Origin of the sequence: Nakamurella lactea DSM 19367, from assembly GCF_000426645.1 — a bacterium.
Taxonomy (GTDB): domain Bacteria; phylum Actinomycetota; class Actinomycetes; order Mycobacteriales; family Nakamurellaceae; genus Nakamurella; species Nakamurella lactea.
In genome coordinates this window covers 1-21,736 of record NZ_AUFT01000022.1, presented here as the reverse complement: position 1 = coordinate 21,736, position 21,736 = coordinate 1, and the positions used below count along the sequence as shown (strand labels likewise).

At 68.7% G+C, this 21,736-nt stretch carries 20 protein-coding genes and 1 riboswitch; of the genes, 9 read left to right on the top strand and 11 right to left on the bottom strand.

The annotated features are described in order from the left end of the window. Positions 1–24 precede the first annotated feature (24 nt). Positions 25–576, bottom strand: a complete 552-nt coding sequence (locus K340_RS31660) for a GNAT family N-acetyltransferase (RefSeq protein WP_037365802.1) — start codon at positions 574–576, stop codon at positions 25–27. Between the two features lie 105 nt (positions 577–681). Between K340_RS31660 and K340_RS0119470 the strand changes: the two genes are divergently transcribed. Both K340_RS0119470 and K340_RS0119465 read left to right on the top strand, forming a co-directional pair. Next, a complete protein-coding gene (locus K340_RS0119470) occupies positions 682–1,092 on the top strand; it encodes a type II toxin-antitoxin system VapC family toxin (RefSeq protein WP_029137932.1) in 411 nt (136 codons plus the stop codon). A 54-nt stretch (positions 1,093–1,146) separates the two neighbouring features. Then, the gene (locus K340_RS0119465; protein ID WP_211229549.1) at positions 1,147–2,985 is read left to right on the top strand and encodes a putative nucleotidyltransferase substrate binding domain-containing protein; all 1,839 of its coding nucleotides are present in this window, start codon (positions 1,147–1,149) and stop codon (positions 2,983–2,985) included. Positions 2,986–3,020: 35 nt separating this feature from the next. Here K340_RS0119465 and K340_RS0119460 read toward each other — a convergent pair whose 3' ends face one another. Both K340_RS0119460 and K340_RS31655 read right to left on the bottom strand, forming a co-directional pair. Further along, entirely contained in the window at positions 3,021–3,890 is an 870-nt protein-coding gene (locus K340_RS0119460) for a glutamate ABC transporter substrate-binding protein (protein WP_029137930.1), read from the bottom strand. 3 nt (positions 3,891–3,893) lie between these two features. Continuing rightward, positions 3,894–5,468 carry an amino acid permease gene (locus tag K340_RS31655; RefSeq protein WP_051266932.1) on the bottom strand — a complete coding sequence of 525 codons (1,575 nt, stop codon included), beginning with the start codon at positions 5,466–5,468 and terminating at the stop codon, positions 3,894–3,896. A gap of 222 nt (positions 5,469–5,690) precedes the next feature. Between K340_RS31655 and K340_RS0119450 the strand changes: the two genes are divergently transcribed. Further along, the gene (locus tag K340_RS0119450) at positions 5,691–6,056 is read left to right on the top strand and encodes a DUF1905 domain-containing protein (RefSeq protein WP_211229548.1); all 366 of its coding nucleotides are present in this window, start codon (positions 5,691–5,693) and stop codon (positions 6,054–6,056) included. A gap of 30 nt (positions 6,057–6,086) precedes the next feature. Here the strand turns inward: K340_RS0119450 and K340_RS0119445 are convergent, their stop codons facing one another. Then, entirely contained in the window at positions 6,087–6,596 is a 510-nt protein-coding gene (locus tag K340_RS0119445) for a DinB family protein (protein WP_029137928.1), read from the bottom strand. Between the two features lie 265 nt (positions 6,597–6,861). Next, positions 6,862–6,997: riboswitch (FMN riboswitch) on the top strand. A 60-nt stretch (positions 6,998–7,057) separates the two neighbouring features. Between K340_RS0119445 and K340_RS31650 the strand changes: the two genes are divergently transcribed. Continuing rightward, the gene (locus K340_RS31650; protein ID WP_051266931.1) at positions 7,058–7,819 is read left to right on the top strand and encodes a nicotinamide mononucleotide transporter family protein; all 762 of its coding nucleotides are present in this window, start codon (positions 7,058–7,060) and stop codon (positions 7,817–7,819) included. 81 nt (positions 7,820–7,900) lie between these two features. On the opposite strand, the gene K340_RS0119435 is transcribed toward K340_RS31650, so the two are convergent. After that, complete coding sequence (locus K340_RS0119435) at positions 7,901–8,452, bottom strand: isochorismatase family protein (RefSeq protein WP_029137927.1); 552 nt, start codon at positions 8,450–8,452, stop codon at positions 7,901–7,903. Positions 8,453–8,492: 40 nt separating this feature from the next. Further along, positions 8,493–9,608, bottom strand: a complete 1,116-nt coding sequence (locus tag K340_RS0119430; protein WP_029137926.1) for a DNA glycosylase AlkZ-like family protein — start codon at positions 9,606–9,608, stop codon at positions 8,493–8,495. Positions 9,609–9,679: 71 nt separating this feature from the next. Here K340_RS0119430 and K340_RS0119425 point away from each other — a divergent pair, with 71 nt between their 5' ends. Further along, positions 9,680–10,261, top strand: coding sequence for an ArsR/SmtB family transcription factor (locus tag K340_RS0119425; protein WP_029137925.1), 582 nt, complete (start codon positions 9,680–9,682; stop codon positions 10,259–10,261). Between the two features lie 114 nt (positions 10,262–10,375). Here the strand turns inward: K340_RS0119425 and K340_RS0119420 are convergent, their stop codons facing one another. Then, positions 10,376–11,908 (bottom strand): UDP-N-acetylglucosamine 1-carboxyvinyltransferase, encoded by a 1,533-nt coding sequence (locus K340_RS0119420; RefSeq protein ID WP_029137924.1) that lies wholly within the window; start codon positions 11,906–11,908, stop codon positions 10,376–10,378. 105 nt (positions 11,909–12,013) lie between these two features. After that, positions 12,014–16,255 carry a type VII secretion protein EccC gene (locus K340_RS0119415; RefSeq protein WP_029137923.1) on the bottom strand — a complete coding sequence of 1,414 codons (4,242 nt, stop codon included), beginning with the start codon at positions 16,253–16,255 and terminating at the stop codon, positions 12,014–12,016. A 175-nt stretch (positions 16,256–16,430) separates the two neighbouring features. On the opposite strand from K340_RS0119415, the gene eccD reads away from it, so the two are divergent. After that, complete coding sequence (eccD, locus tag K340_RS0119410; protein WP_029137922.1) at positions 16,431–17,774, top strand: type VII secretion integral membrane protein EccD; 1,344 nt, start codon at positions 16,431–16,433, stop codon at positions 17,772–17,774. A 138-nt stretch (positions 17,775–17,912) separates the two neighbouring features. On the opposite strand, the gene K340_RS0119405 is transcribed toward eccD, so the two are convergent. From K340_RS0119405 to K340_RS0119395, 3 genes are all read right to left on the bottom strand, one after another. Next, positions 17,913–18,116, bottom strand: a complete 204-nt coding sequence (locus tag K340_RS0119405) for a hypothetical protein (protein ID WP_029137921.1) — start codon at positions 18,114–18,116, stop codon at positions 17,913–17,915. Positions 18,117–18,183: 67 nt separating this feature from the next. Then, entirely contained in the window at positions 18,184–18,987 is an 804-nt protein-coding gene (locus K340_RS0119400) for a hypothetical protein (RefSeq protein WP_029137920.1), read from the bottom strand. Beyond that, a complete protein-coding gene (locus tag K340_RS0119395; protein ID WP_029137919.1) occupies positions 18,984–19,328 on the bottom strand; it encodes a hypothetical protein in 345 nt (114 codons plus the stop codon). Before K340_RS0119395 ends, K340_RS0119400 begins: the two co-directional genes overlap by 4 nt. Before the next feature lie 229 nt (positions 19,329–19,557). On the opposite strand from K340_RS0119395, the gene K340_RS0119390 reads away from it, so the two are divergent. From K340_RS0119390 to K340_RS0119380, 3 genes are all read left to right on the top strand, one after another. After that, positions 19,558–20,493 carry a P-loop NTPase family protein gene (locus K340_RS0119390; RefSeq protein WP_029137918.1) on the top strand — a complete coding sequence of 312 codons (936 nt, stop codon included), beginning with the start codon at positions 19,558–19,560 and terminating at the stop codon, positions 20,491–20,493. A gap of 163 nt (positions 20,494–20,656) precedes the next feature. Continuing rightward, on the top strand, positions 20,657–20,992 hold the full coding sequence (locus K340_RS31645; RefSeq protein WP_037365798.1) for a WXG100 family type VII secretion target: 336 nt from the start codon (positions 20,657–20,659) through the stop codon (positions 20,990–20,992). 77 nt (positions 20,993–21,069) lie between these two features. Continuing rightward, positions 21,070–21,363: a hypothetical protein gene (locus tag K340_RS0119380; RefSeq protein ID WP_029137917.1), complete on the top strand. Its 294-nt coding sequence runs from the start codon at positions 21,070–21,072 to the stop codon at positions 21,361–21,363. Positions 21,364–21,736: the final 373 nt, after the last annotated feature.

Below are 21,736 nucleotides of genomic sequence, written 5' to 3'. Positions count from 1 at the left end.
AAAGCTGGTGCGGCGCTTCACCGATCACGTCGGTTCGGTACTGATCCGATGCAGGCGGGACGGATCCGACGGCCACTCGTGGGTCAGCACGGAGTACATCCTCGAGTCGCGCCAGCCGTCGCGGATCAGCATGGTGTGCCGCAGCGTTCCCTCGTAGCTCATCCCGATTCTGGTCAACACCGCCGCTGACGCTGTGTTCCGCGGGTCGCAGGTCGCCTGCACTCGCTCGGTACCGGGTTGGTGGAAGGCGAATTCGACCAGCAGCAGCGCGATCTCGGTCGCCAGGCCGCGCCCCCACAGATCCGTGTGCACGATGTAGCTGATCTCCTGACAGTGGGGCGAGATCGACGTCAGACCGCCGTTGCCGACGACACCCTGCCCGGGTAACACGGCACACCAGGTCCGGGCAGGGGCGTCCGGGGCGAACCAGGCGGCTGCCGCCGCGTCGACGAACGCCTCGGTCTGGGCGAAGGTGTTCGGCCCCCAGGTCTGGTACCGGGACGCGGATTCCTGGGAGGCCCACTCATGGATCCGATGGACGTCGGCCCGGGCAATCGGACGCAGGGTCAGCGACATGCGGGCAGTTTATGGTCGGCCGGGACACCCGTCATCCCGGTTCTGCCGACGGCGCCGATCGACGATCCTGGTGCCCGCGTCGGAATCCCCACCTACAGTGGGCCGATGACCCGCTTCGTGATCGACGCCCCGACCCTGCTGCAGCTGGTGGCCGACGACGTCCGGGTCCACCCGATCCACCAGTTGGTGGCCCCGAACCTCATTCGCTCCCAGGCTCTTTCGTTGCTGCTGGCCGCCGTCCGGCGCGGCGACATCGCCGAGCGGATTGCGCTGCAGCGCCACGACCGGCTCACCGAATTGAAGATGCGGCTGCTCGGCGACCGGGTGTCCCGCCGGACCGCCTGGAAGATCGCCCGCGAACACGGATGGGACAGCATCTACGAAGCGGAGTACCTGGCCGTCGCCAGGCTGCAGGCCGACGCGTTGATCACGGTTGACCCGGACCTGGCGGCGAAGGCGCAGGGGGTGGTGCCGCTCGCCGGCGTCGCCGCGCTCACCTCGGCCGACCCGGCGTGAACGCCGTGCCGCGCCGCGTCCGGTGCCGTTGACCCGCCTGGCACGATGAATGCCGTGAGCGAGCTCGGCACGTTTCTCGGTGAGCTGCCACCGTTCGACTCCCTGACGCCCGCCGCCAGGGAGGCGCTCGTCGCGGCCGGGCGGGTCTCGGATTTCCGACCAGGGCAACGGATCCTGGACGGGTTCGTCACCGGCAGCGACGAGGTGTTCGTGGTGCTGTCCGGTGAGGTGGAGCTGTGGATGTCCGAGGCACCCGCCGGCACTCCCGCGGACGAGGTGTTGGGCCGGGGTGGGATCTTCGGGTTCACCGCGGTGCTCAGCGGAACCAAAACGGGGCCGCGAGTGGTGGCGGTGGGACCGGTGCGGGTGCTCCGGTTGCCGGCCGAGTTGGCAGCGCCGGCCTTCTCGTCACCGGCCGGAATGCGTTTCGTCACCCGTGCGCTGTCGGCCGTTGCCGGACGGACCTCCACCCCCACCTACAGCACCGTCGACGAGCTGATCGTCTCGCCGCCGTTGTCCGGTCCGGCATCGCTGACCGTTGCCGAGGCGGCGCGCCGGATGACGGCGGCCGGGTTGACCTATCTGGCGGTGCCGCTGCCGTCCGGGAACTTCGGCATCGTCACCGACCGGGTCCTGCGGGAACGGGTCGTCGCGGCCGGACTCCCGCCGCGGACACCGATCGGTGACGTGATGGTGCCCGCGGTATCAGCGGTCACCGACAGCCTGGCGGCCGATGCCCTCGTTCAGCTCACCGAGTCGGACCTCGACCATCTGCTGGTGGTCGACCGGGCCGGCGCCCTGCGCGGGGTGATCCTGCCACAGGACTTCATGGTGTCGGTGTCCTCGGTCGGGCTGTTGCTGCGCGAACAGCTCGGGCGGGCCGACAGTATCGACAGTGTCGTCCAGCTCGGGCACCGGTTGCCGTCGCTGCTGCACGGACTGTTCGAGCGGGGCCGGCAGGCGTCGGAGGTCACCGCGATCTACTCCACCGTCGTCGACCAGCTGCAGCGCGCGGTCCTTGGCCTGGTACTGGACGATCATCCAGAGGTCGACACCGGCCAGATCACCTGGCTGTCGCTGGGCAGCAACGGTCGGCGCGAACCGGTACTGGGATCGGACATCGACTCGGCGGTGGTGCTGGGCCCCGAGGTGGACACCGAGGCGAAGGCGGCGAGCTACCGCGCGGCGTTCGTCGACGTCGAGCAGACCTTGCGGCGAGCCGGGCTGCACGTCGACGAACACGGTGCTACCCCGAGCAAACCGGCCTTCGCCCGGACCCAGCAGCAGTGGCGGGCCGCCGCACAGGCCTGGCTGCGCAGTCCGCTCACCAACCAGGGCATGGTGATGTCGTCGTTGCTGCTGGACGGCCGGCCGATCCAGGGCGACCCGGCGTTGCCGGTGGTACACAAGGTGTTCGGGGACATCCGGAGCCATCCCGGCACCTTCAAGCTGCTGCTCACCGAGTCGCTGTCCAACCGGGCCAGGCTGCGGTCGGTGCGCGATGTACTGGTCCGCCGGGCCGGCACCTTCGACATCAAGGCGCACGCGCTACGGCCGGTGGTCGACATCGCCCGGTGGGCTGCCCTCGGCGTGCAGTCCGCAGAGGTCTCCACCCGCGGGCGGCTGATGGCGGCGTCCGGCTCCGAGCTCCTCCCGACCGAGCAGGCGACGGTGCTGATGGAGGTGTTCGAGGTGCTCCAGCGCCTGCGGCTGGGCTATCAGCTCGACCAACATGACCGGGGGGAGCGGCCGTCCAATGTGCTGAGCCGGAGCCGTCTCTCGCCGCTGGACCGGAGCGTGCTCGCGCAGGCGGTCCGGGAGATCGGCGCGGTCCAGAGAAGGCTGGCCAACGTCATCCAGTTCACCGATCCGGACGACTGGGCCAGCCGCTGACCGCGGCGGACGTCAGCCGCCGATCCGGGCGGGCGTCAGCCGCCGATGGCCGGCGGATCCGGAATGCCGTACCCGGACGGACGGATGTTCCTGTCCAGCGAGCGTTTCCACGACCCGTCGTCGATGTACGACCGCAGCGCGGCATTCACCTTCGCCACCAGCTCGGTGTCGCCCTTCTTGACGCCGATTCCGTATCGCTCGTCGGTGAAGCCCTTTCCGACCACCTTCAGGATGCCCTTGTACTGCGGTTCGGCGGCGAACCCGGCGAGAATGAGGTCGTCGGTGGACACCGCGTCGACGTCACCGTTGGCGAGGTTGCGAACGCATTCGGAGAAGGTCGGAACCTCTCGCACGGTGATCTTCCCGGCATAGTGCTGCGTCACGTAGTCGGCCGATGTGGTGCCACTGGCCTCGCACAGAATCTTGCCGTTGAGGGTCTCCGGGCTGGTGATCGAGGTGTCGTTGCGTCGGATCAGCAGATCCTGATGGGCGATGAAGTACGGCCCGGCGAAGGAGACCTGCTGTTCGCGCTCGGGGGTGATGGAGAAGGTCGCCACCACCAGGTCGACCTCGCCCTTCTCGAGTGCGCTGATCCGTTCGCCGGGGTCGACGGGCTTCCAGGTGATGTTCGCCGTCGGCACGCCGAGTTTGCCGGCAACGTAGTTCGCGGTATCGATGTCGAAGCCGGCGTAACCGTTGTCGGTCTTGATGCTGACGCCCGGCTCGTCGTCGGCGATGCCGATGGTCAGCTTGGCGTTGCCGGTCGCGCCGTTGTCCGTCGCTTCGGCGGGCCCGGCCGACCCGGAGGAACATCCCGCGAGCACGGTCAGGCCGACGGCGAATGCGACGACGACCGGCGCCGCGCCGATCGGTCGGCCGCGCCGACCCGGAACAATTCGCCTCATTCGTCAGCCCTCCGCATCGTCGCCCGGGCGGCCGGCGGGCGGCGGCGTCGATGCCACCGCGTCCGGCGCCGACCCGTAGGTCGGCCCGTCCTCGGACCACACCGCCTTGAGTCGACCGCCGGTGTTCGCGACGACCTTCGGTCGGACGATCAGCCAGCCTATGGTCAACAGCACCGCGAGCACCGGAATGCCGAGCACCACCACCAGGAAATCGACCTTGTGCCAGAAGTACGGCGACGATTGCCATCCGGAGATCGCCATCCCGACCAGGACCAGTATCAGGAACGCCAGGCCGATGTAACTGGTGTAGGGGGAGCCGGGCATTCGGAACGGGCTTGCGGGTATGACCCCGAGGTCGGACAACCGCCGGAGCCGCAGTTGACACAGGAAGATCGTGCCCCAGGTGAACAGCACCCCGATCGCAGCGGCCTCGAGTGCGACTTCGAAAGCGTCCGGCGTCAACGCGTTGAGAACGGCGCCGAAGACGAAGACCACCGACGTCATGACGATGCCGGCCCATGGCACACCGGAGGCACTCATCTTCAGCGTGAATCGCGGGGCCTGCTTGGCCATTCCGAGGCTGCGCAGGACGCGGCCGGTCGAGTACAGCCCCGAGTTGAGGCTGGACATCGCGGCGACGATCAGGATGATCTGGATGACGCTGGCCATCCAGTCCATGCCCATCCGGCCGAACACGGTGACGAACGGGCTGATCCCCGACTTGTATTCGCTGGTCGGCAGCATCGACACCAGCAACAGGATCGAACCGCAGTAGAAGACGCCGATCCGGAAGATCACCGCGTTCACCGCCTTGGGTACCTCGCGCTTGGCATCCTCCATCTCGCCGGCGGCCACGCCGACCATCTCGATCGCGGCGTAGGCGAAGACCACACCCGACATCACCAGGATCGGGCCGTACCAATGGAAATCGCCGCTGCCCGGCCAGAACCCACCGGGGTTGCTCCACAGATTGTTGAAGCCCGCCTGGTGCGTGCCGATGTGGAACCGGCCGATCACCACGACCAGACCGACGACCAGGAACACCACGATGGCGCCGACCTTCGCCAGCGCGGCCCAGAACTCGAATTCGCCGAACGCACGCGCCGACATCAGGTTGATCACCAGCACCACGGCCAGCGCGATCAGCACGGTCAACCAGGTCGGCAGGTTCGGGAACCAGTGCTGCATGTAGAGGCCGACGGCGGAGAGCTCGGCAATCCCGGTCAGCGCCCAGTTCAACCAATACATCCAGCCGGTGATGTACGCGGCGCGCTCGCCGTAGAACTCCCGCATGTACGACACGAAGGCGCCGGAGGTCGCCCGGTGCAGCACGAGTTCACCCAGCGCGCGCATCAGCAAGTAGGCGATCACGCCGACGAAGGCATAGCTGAGCAGCAGTGCCGGGCCGGTGCTGTTCAGCCGGGAGGCCGAGCCCAGGAACAGGCCGGTACCGATGGCGCCGCCGATGGCGATCATCTGCACGTGGCGTCGGCCGAGCGACTGCTTGTAGCCGACCTGCTCTGCGTCCAGTGAGTTGCTACCGCTCGGTGGCTGCGTCGCGGTGTCGGATTGCGTCATCCGATCGCCCCTTTCAGAGACTGACCTCGCACTCGCACTCGCACTTGTCGGATCGCGACACCTCGACGGGTACGAACGAAACTATGACCTCGTCCGGAGCAGCGCGCAACAGATGGCGGTTCGACCCGCGGCGCGCAGCAGCTCGGCGACCTGGTTCGTCGGTAACCAGAAGCGCAGCTCGACGCCTCGCTGCTCGTCCGGAGCCTGTTCTACTGTGATCCGATGATCGACGTGCCCCAGCGGGTCGGGAGCGAGCCGATGGACAGGACGTTCGCCGGGACGCTCTGGTACTGGCGAGGACCGGCGCCGTGGTACTTCGTCAGCGTGCCCGAAGTGGACTGCCTCGACCTGCACGAGGACGCCCGGTTCGTCAGCTACGGCTGGGGAATGATCCCGGCGGAGATTCAGATCGGCCGCACCTGCTGGGAGACGTCGCTGTGGCCCAAGGACGGCGGCTACATCGTGCCGGTGAAAGCTGATGTGCGGAAGCGGGAACACCTCGAGGACGGCGACACGGTGACGGTCCGGATGAGGGTCGCGACCCGCACCGGCGCGGCTCGCGGCAGCGTTCCCGTCGACGACGAGTGAGTCGCCGCCGATTCATCCGTCAACCGTGCGCTATTCGCCGACCGTGCCGTCGATGGCCTCCCGGAGGAAGTCGGCGTGACCGACGTGCCTGGCGGTCTCCTCGATCAGGTGCAGCAACAGCCATCGCAGCGAGAATTGTTGCCCACCCCGCAGCGGAGTGACCGATAGTTGTTCCAGGCCGGCAGCTTCGGTCACGATCGTCCGGCTCCGCTCGCACGCCAATCGGTAGCGATCCCGCAGCTGTCCCGGATCCATGCTGGGCGCCGCATGGAATTCCCAGTCCCGATCCGCGTCCCAGTCGGCGCTCGCCCACGGTTCGCGTTCGGGCAGACCGGAGAACTTCACCTCCATCCAGTCCTCCTCCACCAGTGCCAGGTGATACAGCAGGCCGGCCAGCGTGAGCGCCGACGGTGGATGCGGCCGGGCCAGCTGTTCCTGGGTCAGCCCGTCGACCTTCATCAGCATCGACTCGCGTTGGTAGTCCAGGTACTGGGTGAGCTGCTCGAGCTCTGAGCCTTGGGGTGCAGGATCGGTTCGCATCCGTCGATGGTCCCAGCGCTGTCGTCTCGTTTGTTCATGCACCTGCGCTGCCATGTCCAAGCGCATCCGATGAGATCCAACGGCAACCTTGCCCCTTTCAAGGACCCTTGGCCGTCCCTACCACTCTGCCCCGGATACCGGGGCAGAGTGGTATGGCTCCGCAAGGCACTGCCCGCGAGGGCGCCACCGGGCGCTAGGGCCGGACGGTCACGGTATGACGTACCCGAGGCGCCTCCGTCACCCGCGAGTATCGTTGTCGACGGAGTTCGTGCTCCGGGGTCGGTGAAATTCCGAGCCGGCGGTGAAAGTCCGCGACCCGTTCCCGTGATGACATCCCGGGAACGGTTGATCCGGTGAAATTCCGGAACCGACGGTCAAAGTCCGGATGGGAGGCGCACGAGTGACGCCGGTGTGTCCGCCACCACGGATACCCCGGCAACGCGCACCCCGGATCCCGCCGGATGTCGGTTGATCGGAGTGTGGAAAGCGTGCAGGTGTTCTCGTGGTTGAACGAGACGGTGACGATCGTCGGCTTGCCGGTGCGCTGGTCAGATCTGTTCGGCAACGTGTTCGCCGTGGCCACCGTCGTGCTGGCGATGCAGCGCCGGGTGATTGCCTGGCCGGTCCAGATCCTCGGCTCGGTACTGCTCTTGTCGGCGACCCTCGCTGCGCACCTTCCCGGCAACGCCCTGCGACAGGTGGTGATCATCGTCGGTGCGGTCTGGGGCTGGACCCGCTGGCGACACGACCGCGCGTCCGAGGGCACTCTCACCGTGAGCTGGGCCTCGCCGCGGCAGCGGATCGTGATCGGCACCGCGATGGTGGTCGGAACCGCCGGCGTCGCCGGCATGCTGAAACTGACCAACGGGTCGTTCTTCCCCGAAGCGCCGTGGCATCTGGTGATCGCCGACGCCTGGATCTTCGTCGGCTCGGTGATCGCGATGTACGCCCAGGGCAGGCGGGTGGTCGAATTCTGGTTGGTCTGGATCGCCGTCGACCTGGTGGGCGTGCCGCTGGCGATCTCGTCCGGGCTGTACTTCTCCGGCATCGTCTACGGCCTGTTCTTCGTGATGGTGATCCTCGGACTCCGGGACTGGGCATCCCGCTCGCAGCAGACGATCTCGTCGCCGGTCGAGGGTGCCCGACGGATCGTCCCGCTGGAATCCGAGCCGGCCGCACCGCCCGCCGACCTTGCCGTCGTGAAGGCCGATACAGCCGGTTGAACGGAGACCGTGCGGCGTCGCAGGGTTGGCGACCGGTTCGGCGGGCTCTGAACCGAATGGCCAGACCACCGCCGGAGCAGCTCAGCCGAAGTCAACGGAGTCGGTGGTCACTGTTCCCGCTCGTCGGCCGGGAGCTCGGTGGTTGGACCAATACAGATTCGTGTGGTCGATGACCTTGTCCGGGGTCGGAGCACCCCACTCGCTGAGGTCTTCGGTGGTGTGGGCATCGGAAACCAGCGTCGCGTCGTAGCCGCGGACGATCGCTCCGTGCAGCGTCGCCCGGATGCACTCGTCGGTCTGCGCGCCGGCCAGGACGATGCTGCCGATCTTGCGCTGCGCCAGCACGCTCTCCAGGTCGGTGTCCTCGAAGACATCCGCATACAGCTTGCGCACCACCGGCTCCGACTCGTTCTGGTCGAGTTCGGTGACGAACTGCCAGCCGTCGCTACCTATCGGCAGCTCTTCGGATGAGTGTTGCACCCAGACGATCGGTACCTGCGCTGCTCGGGCCTTGCCCACCACGGTCGCGATGTTGGCGACGACACTGTCTCGATTGTGGGTGCCGGCCATCACGTCGTTCTGCACGTCGACAACCAGCAGAGCTGTGTTCGGTCGGTCGGTGAGGGTGCTCATGTCTGTCCTCCGAAGGATTGTGGGGTTGATCTTGAACGGATCACGCCATCGATGGCACGGCAACGTCCAGCCTCAGCCAGCGGGCCAGGTCGGCGATCTCGTGGTCGACAGCGGTCGTCATCGCCTTGTTGAACGGCACATCGCGGTGGACAGCGTCGACTCTGAGCACGCCGGCGGTGTGATCCGCGGTGGCGTCGACCTTGCCCACCAACAGGTCGCCGTGCAGGATCGGCAGCGCGAAGTACCCGAAGCGGCGCTTGCTCGCGGGTTTGAACATCTCCAGGCCGTAGTCGAACTCGAACAGCTCGAGGGTCCGTTTCCGGTCGTGGATCAGCCGGTCGAACGGGGACAGCAGCGCCGTCCGGCCGGCGAACGGCAGGCCCAGGAATGACGGGTCAACTCGCCAGGTGCCACGGACACCCTCGATCACAGCGGGCTCGCCGGCCTCGCCGACGTCCAAGGGCTCGACCGGACACTCCGGACCGCGGGCGCGGGCGATGCCGAGGGCATGCAGTCGCCGCTCGTTGCGCAGCCGTCGAGCGTCGGCGGCCGGTACCACCGGATCGTCCGGGTAGACCCGGGATGCCAGGTCCCACAGGCGATCCCGGCGGTCCCGGCCGGCGAGCGCGACCTCGCCGCGCAGCACCATGAACTCCAGCAGCTGACTCAGGTTCCGGTTGTTGTTCCACCCGGTCGATCGCCAGGGCACAGCGCAGTTGTCCGGCAGTTCGCGCAGCGGTAACGGTCCGGCCCGCTCGAGCCGGGTGAGAATCTCGCGGCGGCAGGAGTCGTTCGCCCGCACCCACTCCCGCTGCGATACCCGATAGCCGGGCAGGTCCCCGCGGGCCGCGCCGTCCCAAGCGGCCATGTCTGCCCGGTAGAGCGCCAGGTCTTCGGCCGGGCGGATCATCGCCCGGAGCTCGATGAGTTCGCGTTTCGCCAGCGCCGTGGCCAGCTCGTCCGGCGAGTACCGCGAGCCCAACCGGCTCCACAGCACCAGGTCCGCGTTCGGGGCCACCGCGGCGGTGGGGTCGAACTGCAGCAGGGTGAGGCCGCGGACCGCATCGAGCAGGCCGGGCGGCCGATAGTTGTCGAGCAGCTGGGCGCGGACCGCGATCCGGCGCGCGTCGGTGCGGGAAAGCTGGTGCACCGTCATGGCGGGTACCTCCTGGCCGCTGATCGCCGAACCGCTGTCAGCCTAATGATCCAAGATTGTAGAATGATCCAGTGGAGTCGATCAATAGTGGATTTCCGGACTATCAGCTCGAGGACCGGATGGTGGTGACCGAACCGCGAGAACTGCGGGCGATGTCCGATCCGTTGCGCGGCACCATCCTCGACCTGATGTTGGAGCGAGCGGCGACGGTCAGCGAGCTCGCCGAGGCCGTCGGCCGGCCCAGGAGCACGGTGGCGCACCACGTCAACGTGCTGGTCGATGCCGGAATGATCAAGGTGGTGCGCACCCGCCGGGTGCGCGCGATCGAGGAGCGGTTCTACGGGCGTACGGCCCGGATGTACTTCGTCGGCCGGGTCCGCCCGGAGGATGTGACGCCGCCGCCGTGGTCGAACGAGCTCGCCGATGCGGCCGAGGAATCCATGCCGGCCTATCAGGCCGATCGGATGCGGGCGCTGCGCCGGCACGTGCGGATCTCGAACGAACGGGCCGGCGAGTTCTGGGAGCGGGTGATCGAGCTGATGAACGACTTCAATCAACTGCCCCGCGACGGTGACGAGCCGTACGTCTTCGTCGTCAGCCTGTATCCGGCCGAGCGACCGGGCCTTCCGGCGCCGGACCGGCGGCCGGACTGACCGGCGGCGACCGCGACACCGGCCGCTTCCCACCCTGAACCGACGCTTCGACGCGAGCAGCAGCAAGATTCTCGACCCGCTCGGTTGATCCGACCGGGCCGACCTGCCGGGCGCTCAGATGTCGCGAAACGGTTCGATGCGGGCACCCAGCTCGTTGAGCCGCTGCGCGAGATCCTGATAGCCGCGGTTGATCACGTAGGTCGAGCGCAGCACCGACGTGCCCTTCGCGGCCAGCATCGCCAGCAGAATCACTACGGCTGGTCGCAGTGCCGGCGGGCAGACGATCTCGGTGCCGGAGAAATGGGTCGGGCCGTCCACCATCACCCGGTGCGGGTCCAGTAGCTTCACGCTCGCGCCCAGTTTGGTCAACTCGGTGAGATAGATCGCCCGGTTCTCGTACACCCAGTCGTGCAACAGGGTTCGGCCCTGCGCGACGGCGCCGATGACGGCGAAGAACGGCAGGTTGTCGATGTTCAGGCCCGGGAAGGGCATCGGGTGGATCTTGTCCAGCGGCGCAGTCAGCCGGGACTTCTTCGTCGTCAGATCGACCAGCCGGGTGTGACCGTTCTCGGCGGGATACTCGTCCGACCGGACGTAGTCCAGGCCCATCTCTTCGAGCAGGGCCAGCTCGATCTCCAGGAACTCGATGGGCGCTCGCCGGATGGTGATCTCCGATTCGGTGACGATGGCCGCCGCCAGCAGCGACATCGCCTCGATCGGATCCTCACTGGGCGCATACTCGACGTCCACATCGATCGACTCGCGACCGGTGACGACCAGTGTTGTGGTGCCGACCCCCTCGACGTCGACCCCGAGCTGCTGCAGAAAGAAGCACAGATCCTGCACCATGTAGTTCGGTGACGCGTTGCGAATGATCGTCGTCCCCGGGTGCAGAGCCGCTGCCATCAAAGCGTTTTCGGTGACGGTGTCGCCGCGCTCGGTCAGCACGATCGGCCGGGTCGGCGACATCGTGCGGTCGACCCTGGCGTGGTACGACCCATCGGTCGCGGCGACCTGCAGTCCGAACGGGCGCAGCGCGGCCATGTGCGGCTCCACCGTTCTGGTGCCCAGATCGCAGCCGCCGGCGTAGGGCAGGCCGAAGGCATCGGCGCGGTGCAGCAGCGGCCCGAGGAACATGATGATCGAGCGGGTGCGACGAGCGGCCGCAACGTCGATGTCGGCCAGCCGCAACGTCTTCGGCGGCACGATCACCAGATCGTCGTCGTGCCAATTGGTTCGCACGCCGATGCTGTGCAGCACCTCGATCAGCCTGTTGACCTCCTCGATCTGCGCGACCTTGCGCAGCGTGGTCCGGCCCTTGTTGAGCAGTGAGGCGCAGAGCAGGGCAACCCCGGCATTCTTCGACGACTTCACATCGATCGACCCGGAAAGTGTTGTCGGGCCGGTGATCCGCAGATGAGTGGGACCGGCGCCGAGCGCGACGATCTCCGAGTCCAGCGCCTCGCCGATCCGCGCCAGCATCTCCAGGGAGAGGTTCTGGTTTCCCTTTTCGATCCGGTTGATCGCGCTCTGACTGGTCGACAGCACGGTGGCCAGTTCCTGCTGCGTCAGCCCGCGGTGCTTGCGGGCGTCGCTGATCAGATTGCCGATCCTGGCCAGGTATGTCGGTTGTTCGGTCGACGTCATTCCCGGAATGTTATCTCACATATGAGATACCTTCGTCATCGCCGCGCCGGGACAACCCCGCTACGCGCGCCGGGACAACCCTGCTACGTGCTCGGGACGGGCCGGCTACAGGTGGTCCTCAGGCCGGTAGGCGAGTTGGATCAGCTGGGGCTTGCGGCCCCGGCGGACCAGCAGGCCACGGCCGGGCGGCTGCACCGACATGTAAGCACCCGGGAACAGCTGGCCCTCCATCCGGTCGCCGGACAACAGCAGCCCGGTCGCCCCGACCTCCTGCATACGCTGCGGCACCTGCTCGTACATCGATCGGCTGGCGCCGCCGGACCGCCGGCACAGGATCAGGTGCAGGCCGAGGTCACGGGACTGCGGCAGGTACTCGAGGAAGGGTGCCAGCGGCCCGGCGCCGCCGGGGGACAGCAGGTCGTAGTCGTCGGCGATCACCACCACTTCGGTGCCCTGCCACCAGGAACGGTTGCGCAATTGGGCGGCGGTCACGTCGTCCGGCGGCAGCCGCTTGTGGATCTCGGCGGCGACCGCGGCGGCCGTCGGCGCCGCGATCGAGGTGGTTCCGGCGTAGGCGCCGAGATAGTCCTCGGGCACCACGTCCAGCAGGGTGCGGCGGATGTCGAACACCGCGAACACCACCTGCTGATCGCTGTACTTGCGAATCAGGTCGTTGACGATCACCCGCAACAGCGAGGTCTTGCCGGACTCGGAATCGCCGAACACCATCAGGTGCGGATCGGCGCCGAACAGGTCCAACTCGACCGGCTTCAACTCGGCCTCGTCGACGCCGATGACGACGCCCTTGCGGTCGCCGGCCCGTTCCACCAGGGAGGCGTAGTCGACCAGGGCGGGCAGCATCCTGATCACCGGCACCGGATCGCCCTGCCAGGCAGCGGCGATCTGCGCGATCAGCTTCTCGGTGGGCGCGCCGCCGTCCGGTGCCCCGCCGCCGGGCCGCGCAGGCTCGGTGAGCGGGACCTGATCTTCGTCATCCCCGTCGTTGTCCCGACCCCGCTTCTCCAGCGCGCTGAGCTCGTCGTCCAGCCCGGCCCGTTCCTGCTCGGGGCTCAATTCCGTCGGTTCCGGCAGCCCGAGGCCCAGCTCGTCGCCGGCCGGGCCGTCGCCGGCCAGCGCCGGATCGGCGGCCCGGTCGTCGGCCAGCGTCGGCAGGCAGATGTGCAGCTGCAGGCCGGGTTCGATGATCGCCCGGCCGGGGGTGTCGGCGCGCAGGTTCTCCGAGGCCTTGCGGGCCACCACCGAGTCGATCGGGTCGTTGATCCGTAGTTCGATCTTGGTGCCGATGGCCGCCTGCAGCTGGGTGCGGACATCGGACCAGCGACCCATCGTCATGATCAGGTGGATGCCGTAGCCGGGGCCGCGGGTGCCCAAGTCCTGTACCAGGTCGGCCAGGTCATCAAAATCGCTGCGCAGCACCGGCCAGTTGTCGATCACCAGGAACACGTCGGCCACCGGGGATTCGGGCAACCGGCCGGACCGGTGTCGCTCGCGCATCTGCTCGACCGAGTCGATGCCGAGCCGGCCGAACAGCTCCTCGCGCTCGACCAGCGTGCTCATCACCTCGGCGACGGTCCGGCGCACCCGGTCGCCGTCCAACCGGGTGGCGACCCCCGCGACGTGCGGCAACCCGTCCAGGATCCGTAGCGCGCCGCCGCCCAGGTCCAGGCAGTAGAAGGCGACCTCACCGGGCAGGTGGGTCAGCCCGGCGGCGATCATGATGGTGCGGAGCAGCACCGACTTGCCGGTCTGCGGGGCGCCGATGATGGCCAGGTGCCCGCCCGTGGTGGCCAGGTCCAGCAGGTACGGCTCCTGCTTCTGCTCGGCCGGCTTGTCCAGCAGCCCGATCGGTACCTTCAGGTCGCCGCCGAGGTCCACCCGAAGCCCGCGGACCGGGTCGATCCTGACCGGCCCGGTCAGGGTGTCGAGGTCGAGCCGTTTGGGCAGCGGCGGCAGCCAGATCTGGGTGGTCCGGGTGCCGACCGCGGCCATCTGCCGCACCGCGACGTCCAGCACTGTCGGCAGCAACGCGTCCTCGTCGGTCTCCGCCGGCTCGTCGTCGTCCGACGGCGGCTTGATCGACGCCAGGTAGGCGGCGGTGTCGTTGAACAGCGGGAACGGGGCCACCACCGGATCGGTGTCGATCACCGTCTCGCCGGTGGCCGGCGGCTTGTAGGTGCCGGAGACGTAACCGGCCTTGAACCGCTGGAACACCGTGGTGTCCACCGCGAGGTAGCCGGAGCCGGGGATCGGCGGCAGCTCGTAGGCGTCGGGCACGCCGAGCACGGTGCGCGACTCCTGGGCGTTGAAGGTGCGCAGTCCGAGCCGGTACGACAGGTACGACTCCAGGCCGCGCAGCCGGCCCTCCTCCAGTCGTTGACTGGCGAGCATCAGGTGCACCCCGATCGATCGGCCGATCCGGCCGATGGCCAGGAACAGCTCGATGAAGTCCGGTTTCGCGGTGAGCAGCTCGCCGAACTCGTCGATGACGACGAACAGGTTGGGCAGCGGGTCCAGAGGTTCCCCGGCGTCCCGCCGCCGGTTGTACTCGGTGACGTTCGGCAGATTGCCCGCTTTGGCGAGAACCTGTTGCCTGCGCTTCATCTCGCCGAACAGCGCGTCGTGCAGCCGGTCGACCAGGCCGTCGTCGTCGGAGAGGTTGGAGATCATCGCCGCGCAGTGCGGGGTGTCCTCCAGCCCGGCGAAGGTGGCGCCGCCCTTGTAGTCCACCAGCACCATCGCCAGCCGCTCCGGTGGATGATTGATGGCCAGGCACAACACGATCGTCCGCAACACCTCGGACTTGCCGGAGCCGGTCGCGCCGACGCACAGGCCGTGCGGGCCCATCCCGCCGAGTGCGTTCTCCTTGATGTCCAGGTGCACCTTCTCGCCGGAGGGGCCGAGCCCGAACGGCACGTTCAAGAAGTCCGGCATGGTGCGCTTGCCCCACGTCCGGCGCGGATCGAAGGTGCCGGGGTCGGAGACGCCGACCAGGTCGCCAAGGGTGAGGGTGGCTTCAAGGGGCGCACTCGCGGCACTTTCTTCGACCAGCCGGACCGCCGTCAGCTCCCGGCTGAGCGCCTGCAGCATCGCCGGCGAGATCCGGTCGATGACGCCGGACGGAGCGCCCTTGGCGTGGTTCCGATCGGCAAAGTCCTTGTCCTGATCGGGGTTCGGTGCCGGCCGGAGGTCCCGGACCTGCACGCCGTCCTGGTCACAGGAGACCCGGACGTCGACCCGCTCCGGCTCGTTGGCCGGCGAGTCGGCGAGGGTGATGCAGTGCACGCCGAGCTGCCCAGGGGAGATCTCCGGCGGGATGCCGGCCAGCACGTCGGGTGCCTTGCCGCCGGCGGCGTCGACCACGATCACCATCGCGTATCCGAACGAGCCGGCCAGGTTGGCCCGCATCCGTCCGGACCTGGTCAGCTCGCCGACCCGCCGGGACAGCTCGGTCCGGATCAGCTCGCCCAACTCGTCCAGGTCGGAGGCGACCATCCGCTTCGGCGCGGTGCCGTCGACATCCTCGTCGCTGAGCGCGTGCGGCATCCACTTCAACCAGTCCAGCCAGGCGACGTTGCGGCGCGGGGAGACCGCGAACAGCCGGACCTCCTCCGGCCCGTGCAGGGTGACCAGCTGGGCCAGCGCGGCCGTCACCGTGTCCCGGACCATCGCGGTCGGGCCGACCACCGTCACCCGGCCGGAGATGGGCACCGCGACCGGCATGCCGCCCACCATCCGGTCCCGTTCGACGATGCGATGGACCGCGGCGGCAGTGACGATGTCCGGCTCGGACAGCGGATCGTGCGAGGGGGAGGCCGCCACCCGCTGCCACAGCGGCGAGGAACCGGTGCCGACCCGCACGGTGAGGAAATCGGCGTCCGAGGGCCGCCGCTCCCACAGCCGCAGCGGATCCCTTGCGACGTCCACCAGCGCGTCCATCGGAGGGTGATGATGCTCGGCGATCTCCCGCTGTTGCTTGCCGGCCTCGCCGAGCTCCGCCCGCACCCTCTCCAGGTACTCCAGGTAGCGGCGGCGCATGTCGTGGGCGCGTTTGGTGGCGCCGGTGCGCTGCCCGATGAACATCAGGATCGCACCCAGAACGGTGACCACCAGCATGATTCCACCGGCGATCAGCATCACCGGGTTCTTGTTGGCGACGATCATCACCAGCGAGCCGGCACCGCCCATGATCGGCATCAGGATCTGCATGGCGCCCTGCATGCCGGCGCCGCCGTCCGGCATCACCGGTGCCGGGATCAGCTCGACCGGGCGCAGGTCGGCATCGGGTGGGCGGTGGCGGGCGGGCCGATGGATCAGCCGCTGCGCCATTGGGGTCTCTGTGCCACGTTCCCGATCCTCCCGTTGCTGTCCGCCCGGACGCCTGAAGCAGTTGCCGAGTCACGGCGAACCCCGGTGGCGGCCGACTCGCGACCCCTAGACTACGGCGGCCGGGCATTCGCGCAGGCCCGATCGGAAATGTCGTCAGACCCCGGAAGGTTCGTCCATGGCAACGCGGTTCACCCGGGTGACGATCGCCGGCGACGACCGGCAGGTGGACGTATCGCTGCCGGCCTCGGCGCCGGTCGCGGAGCAGCTGCCGATGGTGCTGCGGTTGCTGTCCGTCCCGACCACGCCGGTGCCGCGCAGGTGGGTGCTGTCCACCCCGGAGCTCGGGGTGCTCGCCCGTGACCGGTCGCTGGACGACAGCGGCATCCTGGACGGGATGGTGCTGTTCCTCACCGAGGCCCCGGAGGCCGCCGCCCCGCCGTTCGTCGACGACGTCGAGGCAGCCGCCGCGGAGACCGTCGCCGAGATCGCCCCGGCCTTCACCGATGAGTACCGGCGGTCGGGGATCGCCGGGCTGATGGCGTTGATCCTGCTGGCCGCCTGCTGGGTGTCGCTGACGGCGCCCAGCCCGATCGGCTGGCTCGGGGCCTGTATCGCCGGGGTGACGGCGCTGGCCGTCGGCGCCCTGGTCGCCGAACGCGGTGGCAGCTACGTCGCGGCGATGGCGGTGCCGGCCGCGGCCACCCTGGTGTACTCGGTCCAGCCCCGGCCCGATGGGGTGACGGCCGCCGACCTGATGCTGATCCTGACCGCCGCCTCGCTCGCCCTGATCGCGGTCGGGCTGGTCCGTCAGGCATCGGCGGTGACGGCCGCCGGGATCACCGCGACGCTGCTCGCGGTGGCCTCTTGGGTGGGGCTCTACGCGGGTCTGCCGGCGTACCGGATGGCCGGTCTGGTGGTGGTGATCACCGTGCTGTCCTCCGGGCTGGCCGGGCAGTTCGCGTTGGGTGGCGCCGGCCTGGTGAACCTGATGGTGGCCGACGAGCGCGGCGAGAAGGTGCCGCGGCTGGCGGTCGACCGGGCGTTGCGTCGCGGCCAGGCGATCGCCACCGGCGTGGTCTGGGCGTCCGCAGTGGGTGCCGGGGTCGCCGTGCTGGTGCTGATCCGCACCCAGTTGCCGATCGCGAACGGCTGGATCTCACCGGTCTTCGGCGTGCTGGCAGCGGCCGTGTTCGGCCTGCGCAGCCGGATGTTCAGCCGGACCAAGCAGGTGGTGCCGATGCTCGGCGTCGCGGTGGTCGGCGCCATCGGGGTGGCCACCATGCTGCCGGCCTGGGTCTCGATGACGAATGTCCGGGCCGCCACCGCCGTGGCCCTTGGGCTACTGGCGCTGGCCGCGGTGCTGCTGGGCGCCACCGGGTTCTCCCGGATGGCCGAGGTGCCGCGGGCCCGGATACGCCGGCTGCTCGAAGGACTGGAATTTGTCACCGTGCTGGCGCTGTTGCCGGGCCTGATCCTGCTGTTCGACGTGATCACCGCGATGAAGCGCGCCTTGGGCTGATTCGTTTGGTTCGCCGGCCGCGTTCGACTGCGGCCACGAGGTGGGCTCCTTCGTCGCCTACCTCGTGTCCTCGCTTCGCTGTGCCGGCGAACGTGAGGCGTGGCGGGACAACCGCGCTACGCAGCCATGCGAGGCGATCTAGTGCGACATGGCGCCGAGTCGGCCGGCCACGTAGAAGCCGACCAGGATGACCACCGCGAGGACGGCGCCGGCGATCAGTGCGCCGAACGGCTTCTTCAGGTCGCGCGCGCCGCGGTCCTTGCTGTGCAGCAGCACCGCCAGCGCCACCTTGGACCGGGTGGCGTGCGCCTGCAGGATGATCTTCGGGCGGGGATCACTCACGATGGCTCCCCGCTCGTCCCTCGCGGGTTGCCATCGTTCTGTGCCGATGATTCGTTCGCCCGCTCAGTCACGATTCAGCTGCTCCGCCGGCACTCCCGGAGTGATCGTCGCCCGGGTCGATCCGCTTGCGCACCAAGGTGGTGAAGCCACGCTCGATGCCGGGCCCCTTGCCCTTCGGCAGCTCGGTGAACTCGGCCGGATCGTCGGACTCCGGCGGGGTCTCGTCCGTGGGTTGGCCGACGGCAGCGTTCGGCTCCGGCTCCCGGCGGAAACTCGCGACGATCGCCCGCAGCAGCCGCTCCACCGGGTCGGTCAGTTCCGGGAAAGCGCTGGCGGTGGCGAACACGGCGGTCCAGGTGGTGCCCGGGATCGGAACGAAGATCTGGATGCTGGTGAGTGCGGCCAACTCGGTGGCCCCCGGCGGGACCATCGTCATCCGCTCGGAATGCATCAGTGCCGGCCCGACCCCGGACCCGACCTCGGTGGTGATTCCGTTGCGGGGTAACGAGTCCTGGACCGACGCGAGGCTGGCCGGCCGCCCCTCGTCGCCGAACGCCAGATGGATGCCGAGGCTGGCCGCACCGCCGGCGGCCAATCGGCCGACCTGGATCAGGCTGAGCGCGGCGCCCGCCTGCTGGCAGTCGGCGACCAGCTGGTCGAAGAAGCCCAGCACCTCGCGCCGTTCCCGCGCCGACAGCTTCGACCGGTGGAACGTGGTGTCGAGCATGTTCTGGGCGGATCGTTCCCAGGTGGCCGGGTTGGTGTCCAGCAACGTCCAGCTGCTCGGCAGCTCCAGGTAGAGCGGAAACGGCGGCTGCGGAGCGTCGGGATTCAGCTCGATGGTTTCGGTGAGCTCGCCGATCTCTGTCACGTGGCCTGCGGCCCTGCGGTCCTGCCGCCGCCCCCGCCTCCGCCTCCGCCGCCGGGCTTGATCGCCTTCGCGACGTCGGCGTCGAAACCCTCCACCATGGTGCCGATATTGGTCGACAGGGTGCCGAACGTGCCGATGTTCTCCTGCAGCTTCTTCACGCTGGCCTCCCACTCGCCGCGGAAGTCGCCGATGTGGCTGTTGATGTCCGACTGGTCGTCGGACAGGCCGTCGACGTCTTTCGCGCCCTTGTCGCCTTCGCCGAGCGTGGTGTGCACGCCCGTCAGCTTGGTGCCGATCGCCTTCAGGGTCGCGTGCGGGTACTTGGCGTACGGGGTTGTCATCCTCGGTCCTCCCAACGTCGCTGCGGCCGGGAGAGTCACCGGCCGTACGGTCCTAAGACTAAGCACAACCCTGCCAGGTTCCGCCGGGTTCCGGTGGGGTTGGGGACTACTGCCCATCCGGTGGTGGCTGTGAGCCCGCTCTCGGATCGGCCCTCGGCCGACCCGGGCCGGCGAAACGGGGCAGAATCGCGCACGGACGTACGGCGGCTCACGCAGGGAAGGGACAGACGTGGCGAAGGTGATGGCCAACATGCTGGCCGGCGCCGTCAACCCAGGGTTGACGGCAGAGCTGGCCGAGTTCGCCGCTGCCCGTGCCGGGTTCGCCGCGACCCGACCGGTGGCCAGGACGGTCGCCGTCCTCGGGCTGACGCCGGGCGAGGGACGCAGCAGCGTCGCCGCCCTGCTCGCCCTCAGCGTCGCCGGCTGGTCGGACCGACGGGTCGCCGTGCTGGACACGGTCGCCGTACCGACCGGCCCGCACCCGGCCGTCGCCGGGATGCCCGGGGTCCGGGACGTCGCCGGCCGCACGGTGACGGCACTGCTCGGGGGTGACGTCGGCCAGGGGCGACTGCAGGGCCTGGTCGACCCGTCCGCCGGATCGACCGTGGTGGCCAGGAACAGATTGCGGGCGGCGCTCACCCCGGGGGCCGCCGTGCCGGTGCTGTCGCTGCCGCCCGGCGGGCCGGGCTTCCCCCCACAGTTCGTCGAGCAGGCGCTGGCCCGGCTGCGCCAGCGGGCCGATCTGGTGGTGATCGATACCCCGGTCGGGCCGAGCGCACCGGTGCTGCACGGGGTGCTGCAGCACGCGGACCACTTCCTGCTGGTGGTCAGGGGTGACGGTGACACCGACCGGCGGCTGCAGGCCGTCGCCCACTGGCTCGGCAACGCACCCGGACGTGCGCGAACCCGGCCGGCGACGGCGGTGATCGTGAGCCGCGGTCTGACGAAACCCAGCTGGACCTTTCCGTCGCTGCCGGTGGTGGTGATCCCGCGCGACGAGGGGCTGCGCCGCCGCCGGCCCGAGCGGCTCGGCCGGCCGGCGGCGGTGGCCGGGCTCAGGCTGGCCACCGAGATCGCGGCCCGCGGGTCGACCGGCGACGCCCCGGCCGACCCGCCGACGGGCTCGGCGAGCGCGGTCGACCCGTCGATCTTCGGCCCGCGTTGATGTGGGGGAGCTGACTCGTTGGGCCCGGCTGCGGCACCCTCCGATGGGTACTCCTCCCCATTGTGGACAGCTGCGGGAACCGCCGAAAGTTCGCTAGCGTCGGTAGAGGCAGGTGCGGGACGTACTCGTGCCGCGAGAAGGGTTCCGACCGAAGGGGAACGTCATGGGTCCGAAGTTCGCAGTCCGCGAGAACGCGGTGGTCAAGCACAGTTCCAATCTGGAGACCGCCGAGACGTCGATGAACACGCAGGCGAAGCGGTTCATCCAGGCCATCGAGCCGCTGCAGGGGGTGTGGCAGGGCACGTCGTACGGATCGTGGGGCGAGCTCACCGAAGCCTGGAACACCGCCATGTCCGGCCTGAACAAGGCCCTGAGCGACATCAAGAAGCGGGTCGGCAACGCCGGTGCGCTGTACAACCAGTACGAGGCAGAGCAGGACGCGGACCTGAAGAAGGTCCACGGCGGCGCCAACTTCGATGCGACCCAGGTGCGGATCTGACGGTTGCAATACCTGCGACACAACGAATGTGGCGCAACCAGCGACAGTAACCCCTCAGCAGAAAGGTGGTCATCGAAATGACCCAGGCATACGACGAATCAGTTGCCGAGACGTCCCACTCCGACATCCAGGGCGTGATCAGCGGGCTGGAGGCCTCGCTCACCGACCTCGGTGGCTTCGTGAGCGCGGTGAAGAGCTCGTGGGACGGCGACGAGATGGAGCAGTACAACCAGATCCAGAGCACCTGGAACAACTCGTCGGCGGCGGTCAGCGAAATTCTCAGGGCCGTACACACCGCGCTCGGCTCGAAGACCGGCTCGGTCAAGCAGATGCGTGGTGCCGTGCTGGGGGCGTTGGCCACCCAGTCGTGAGGCACGTCGAGTTCCGGAAGTGACACCCGGCCGGATCGGTGGGGTGTCACTTCCGGTTTTCCGGGCCGACGGCCAGTTGTCGATGTCTCGTCTGCTGTAGATCGAGAGTCGTTGTAGGGAACCAAGAACCGTCCATCGCGTCACATTCGAGAGGGCTGTCGGGCGCGGTGATGAACAAGCCAGGGTGACGAAGCCGAGTGGCCGTGATCGACGCCCAACAGCTGGCGGCAAAAGATGTTCGAACAGGCACACGCCGGGAGGGTTGATTCGAGTGGGCGCGTCGTTCTCGTTGGGTGGTGATCCGGCGTCGATTCGGGCGTCGGCGTCGTTGTGGGGCACGTTCGGGACTGCTGCCGGTTCGGCGTCGACGGAT

What these genes read in the sequence shown, in the direction of transcription:
- K340_RS31660 (WP_037365802.1), bottom strand. Translation starts at nt 576, where the DNA reads ATGTCGCTGACCCTGCGTCCGATTGCCCGGGCCGACGTCCATCGGATC.
- K340_RS0119470 (WP_029137932.1), top strand. Translation starts at nt 682, where the DNA reads ATGACCCGCTTCGTGATCGACGCCCCGACCCTGCTGCAGCTGGTGGCC.
- K340_RS0119460 (WP_029137930.1), bottom strand. Translation starts at nt 3,890, where the DNA reads ATGAGGCGAATTGTTCCGGGTCGGCGCGGCCGACCGATCGGCGCGGCG.
- K340_RS31655 (WP_051266932.1), bottom strand. Translation starts at nt 5,468, where the DNA reads ATGACGCAATCCGACACCGCGACGCAGCCACCGAGCGGTAGCAACTCA.
- K340_RS0119450 (WP_211229548.1), top strand. Translation starts at nt 5,691, where the DNA reads ATGATCGACGTGCCCCAGCGGGTCGGGAGCGAGCCGATGGACAGGACG.
- K340_RS0119445 (WP_029137928.1), bottom strand. Translation starts at nt 6,596, where the DNA reads ATGCGAACCGATCCTGCACCCCAAGGCTCAGAGCTCGAGCAGCTCACC.
- K340_RS31650 (WP_051266931.1), top strand. Translation starts at nt 7,058, where the DNA reads ATGTCGGTTGATCGGAGTGTGGAAAGCGTGCAGGTGTTCTCGTGGTTG.
- K340_RS0119435 (WP_029137927.1), bottom strand. Translation starts at nt 8,452, where the DNA reads ATGAGCACCCTCACCGACCGACCGAACACAGCTCTGCTGGTTGTCGAC.
- K340_RS0119430 (WP_029137926.1), bottom strand. Translation starts at nt 9,608, where the DNA reads ATGACGGTGCACCAGCTTTCCCGCACCGACGCGCGCCGGATCGCGGTC.
- K340_RS0119420 (WP_029137924.1), bottom strand. Translation starts at nt 11,908, where the DNA reads ATGACGTCGACCGAACAACCGACATACCTGGCCAGGATCGGCAATCTG.
- K340_RS0119415 (WP_029137923.1), bottom strand. Translation starts at nt 16,255, where the DNA reads ATGGCGCAGCGGCTGATCCATCGGCCCGCCCGCCACCGCCCACCCGAT.
- eccD (WP_029137922.1), top strand. Translation starts at nt 16,431, where the DNA reads ATGGCAACGCGGTTCACCCGGGTGACGATCGCCGGCGACGACCGGCAG.
- K340_RS0119395 (WP_029137919.1), bottom strand. Translation starts at nt 19,328, where the DNA reads ATGACAACCCCGTACGCCAAGTACCCGCACGCGACCCTGAAGGCGATC.
- K340_RS31645 (WP_037365798.1), top strand. Translation starts at nt 20,657, where the DNA reads ATGGGTCCGAAGTTCGCAGTCCGCGAGAACGCGGTGGTCAAGCACAGT.
- K340_RS0119380 (WP_029137917.1), top strand. Translation starts at nt 21,070, where the DNA reads ATGACCCAGGCATACGACGAATCAGTTGCCGAGACGTCCCACTCCGAC.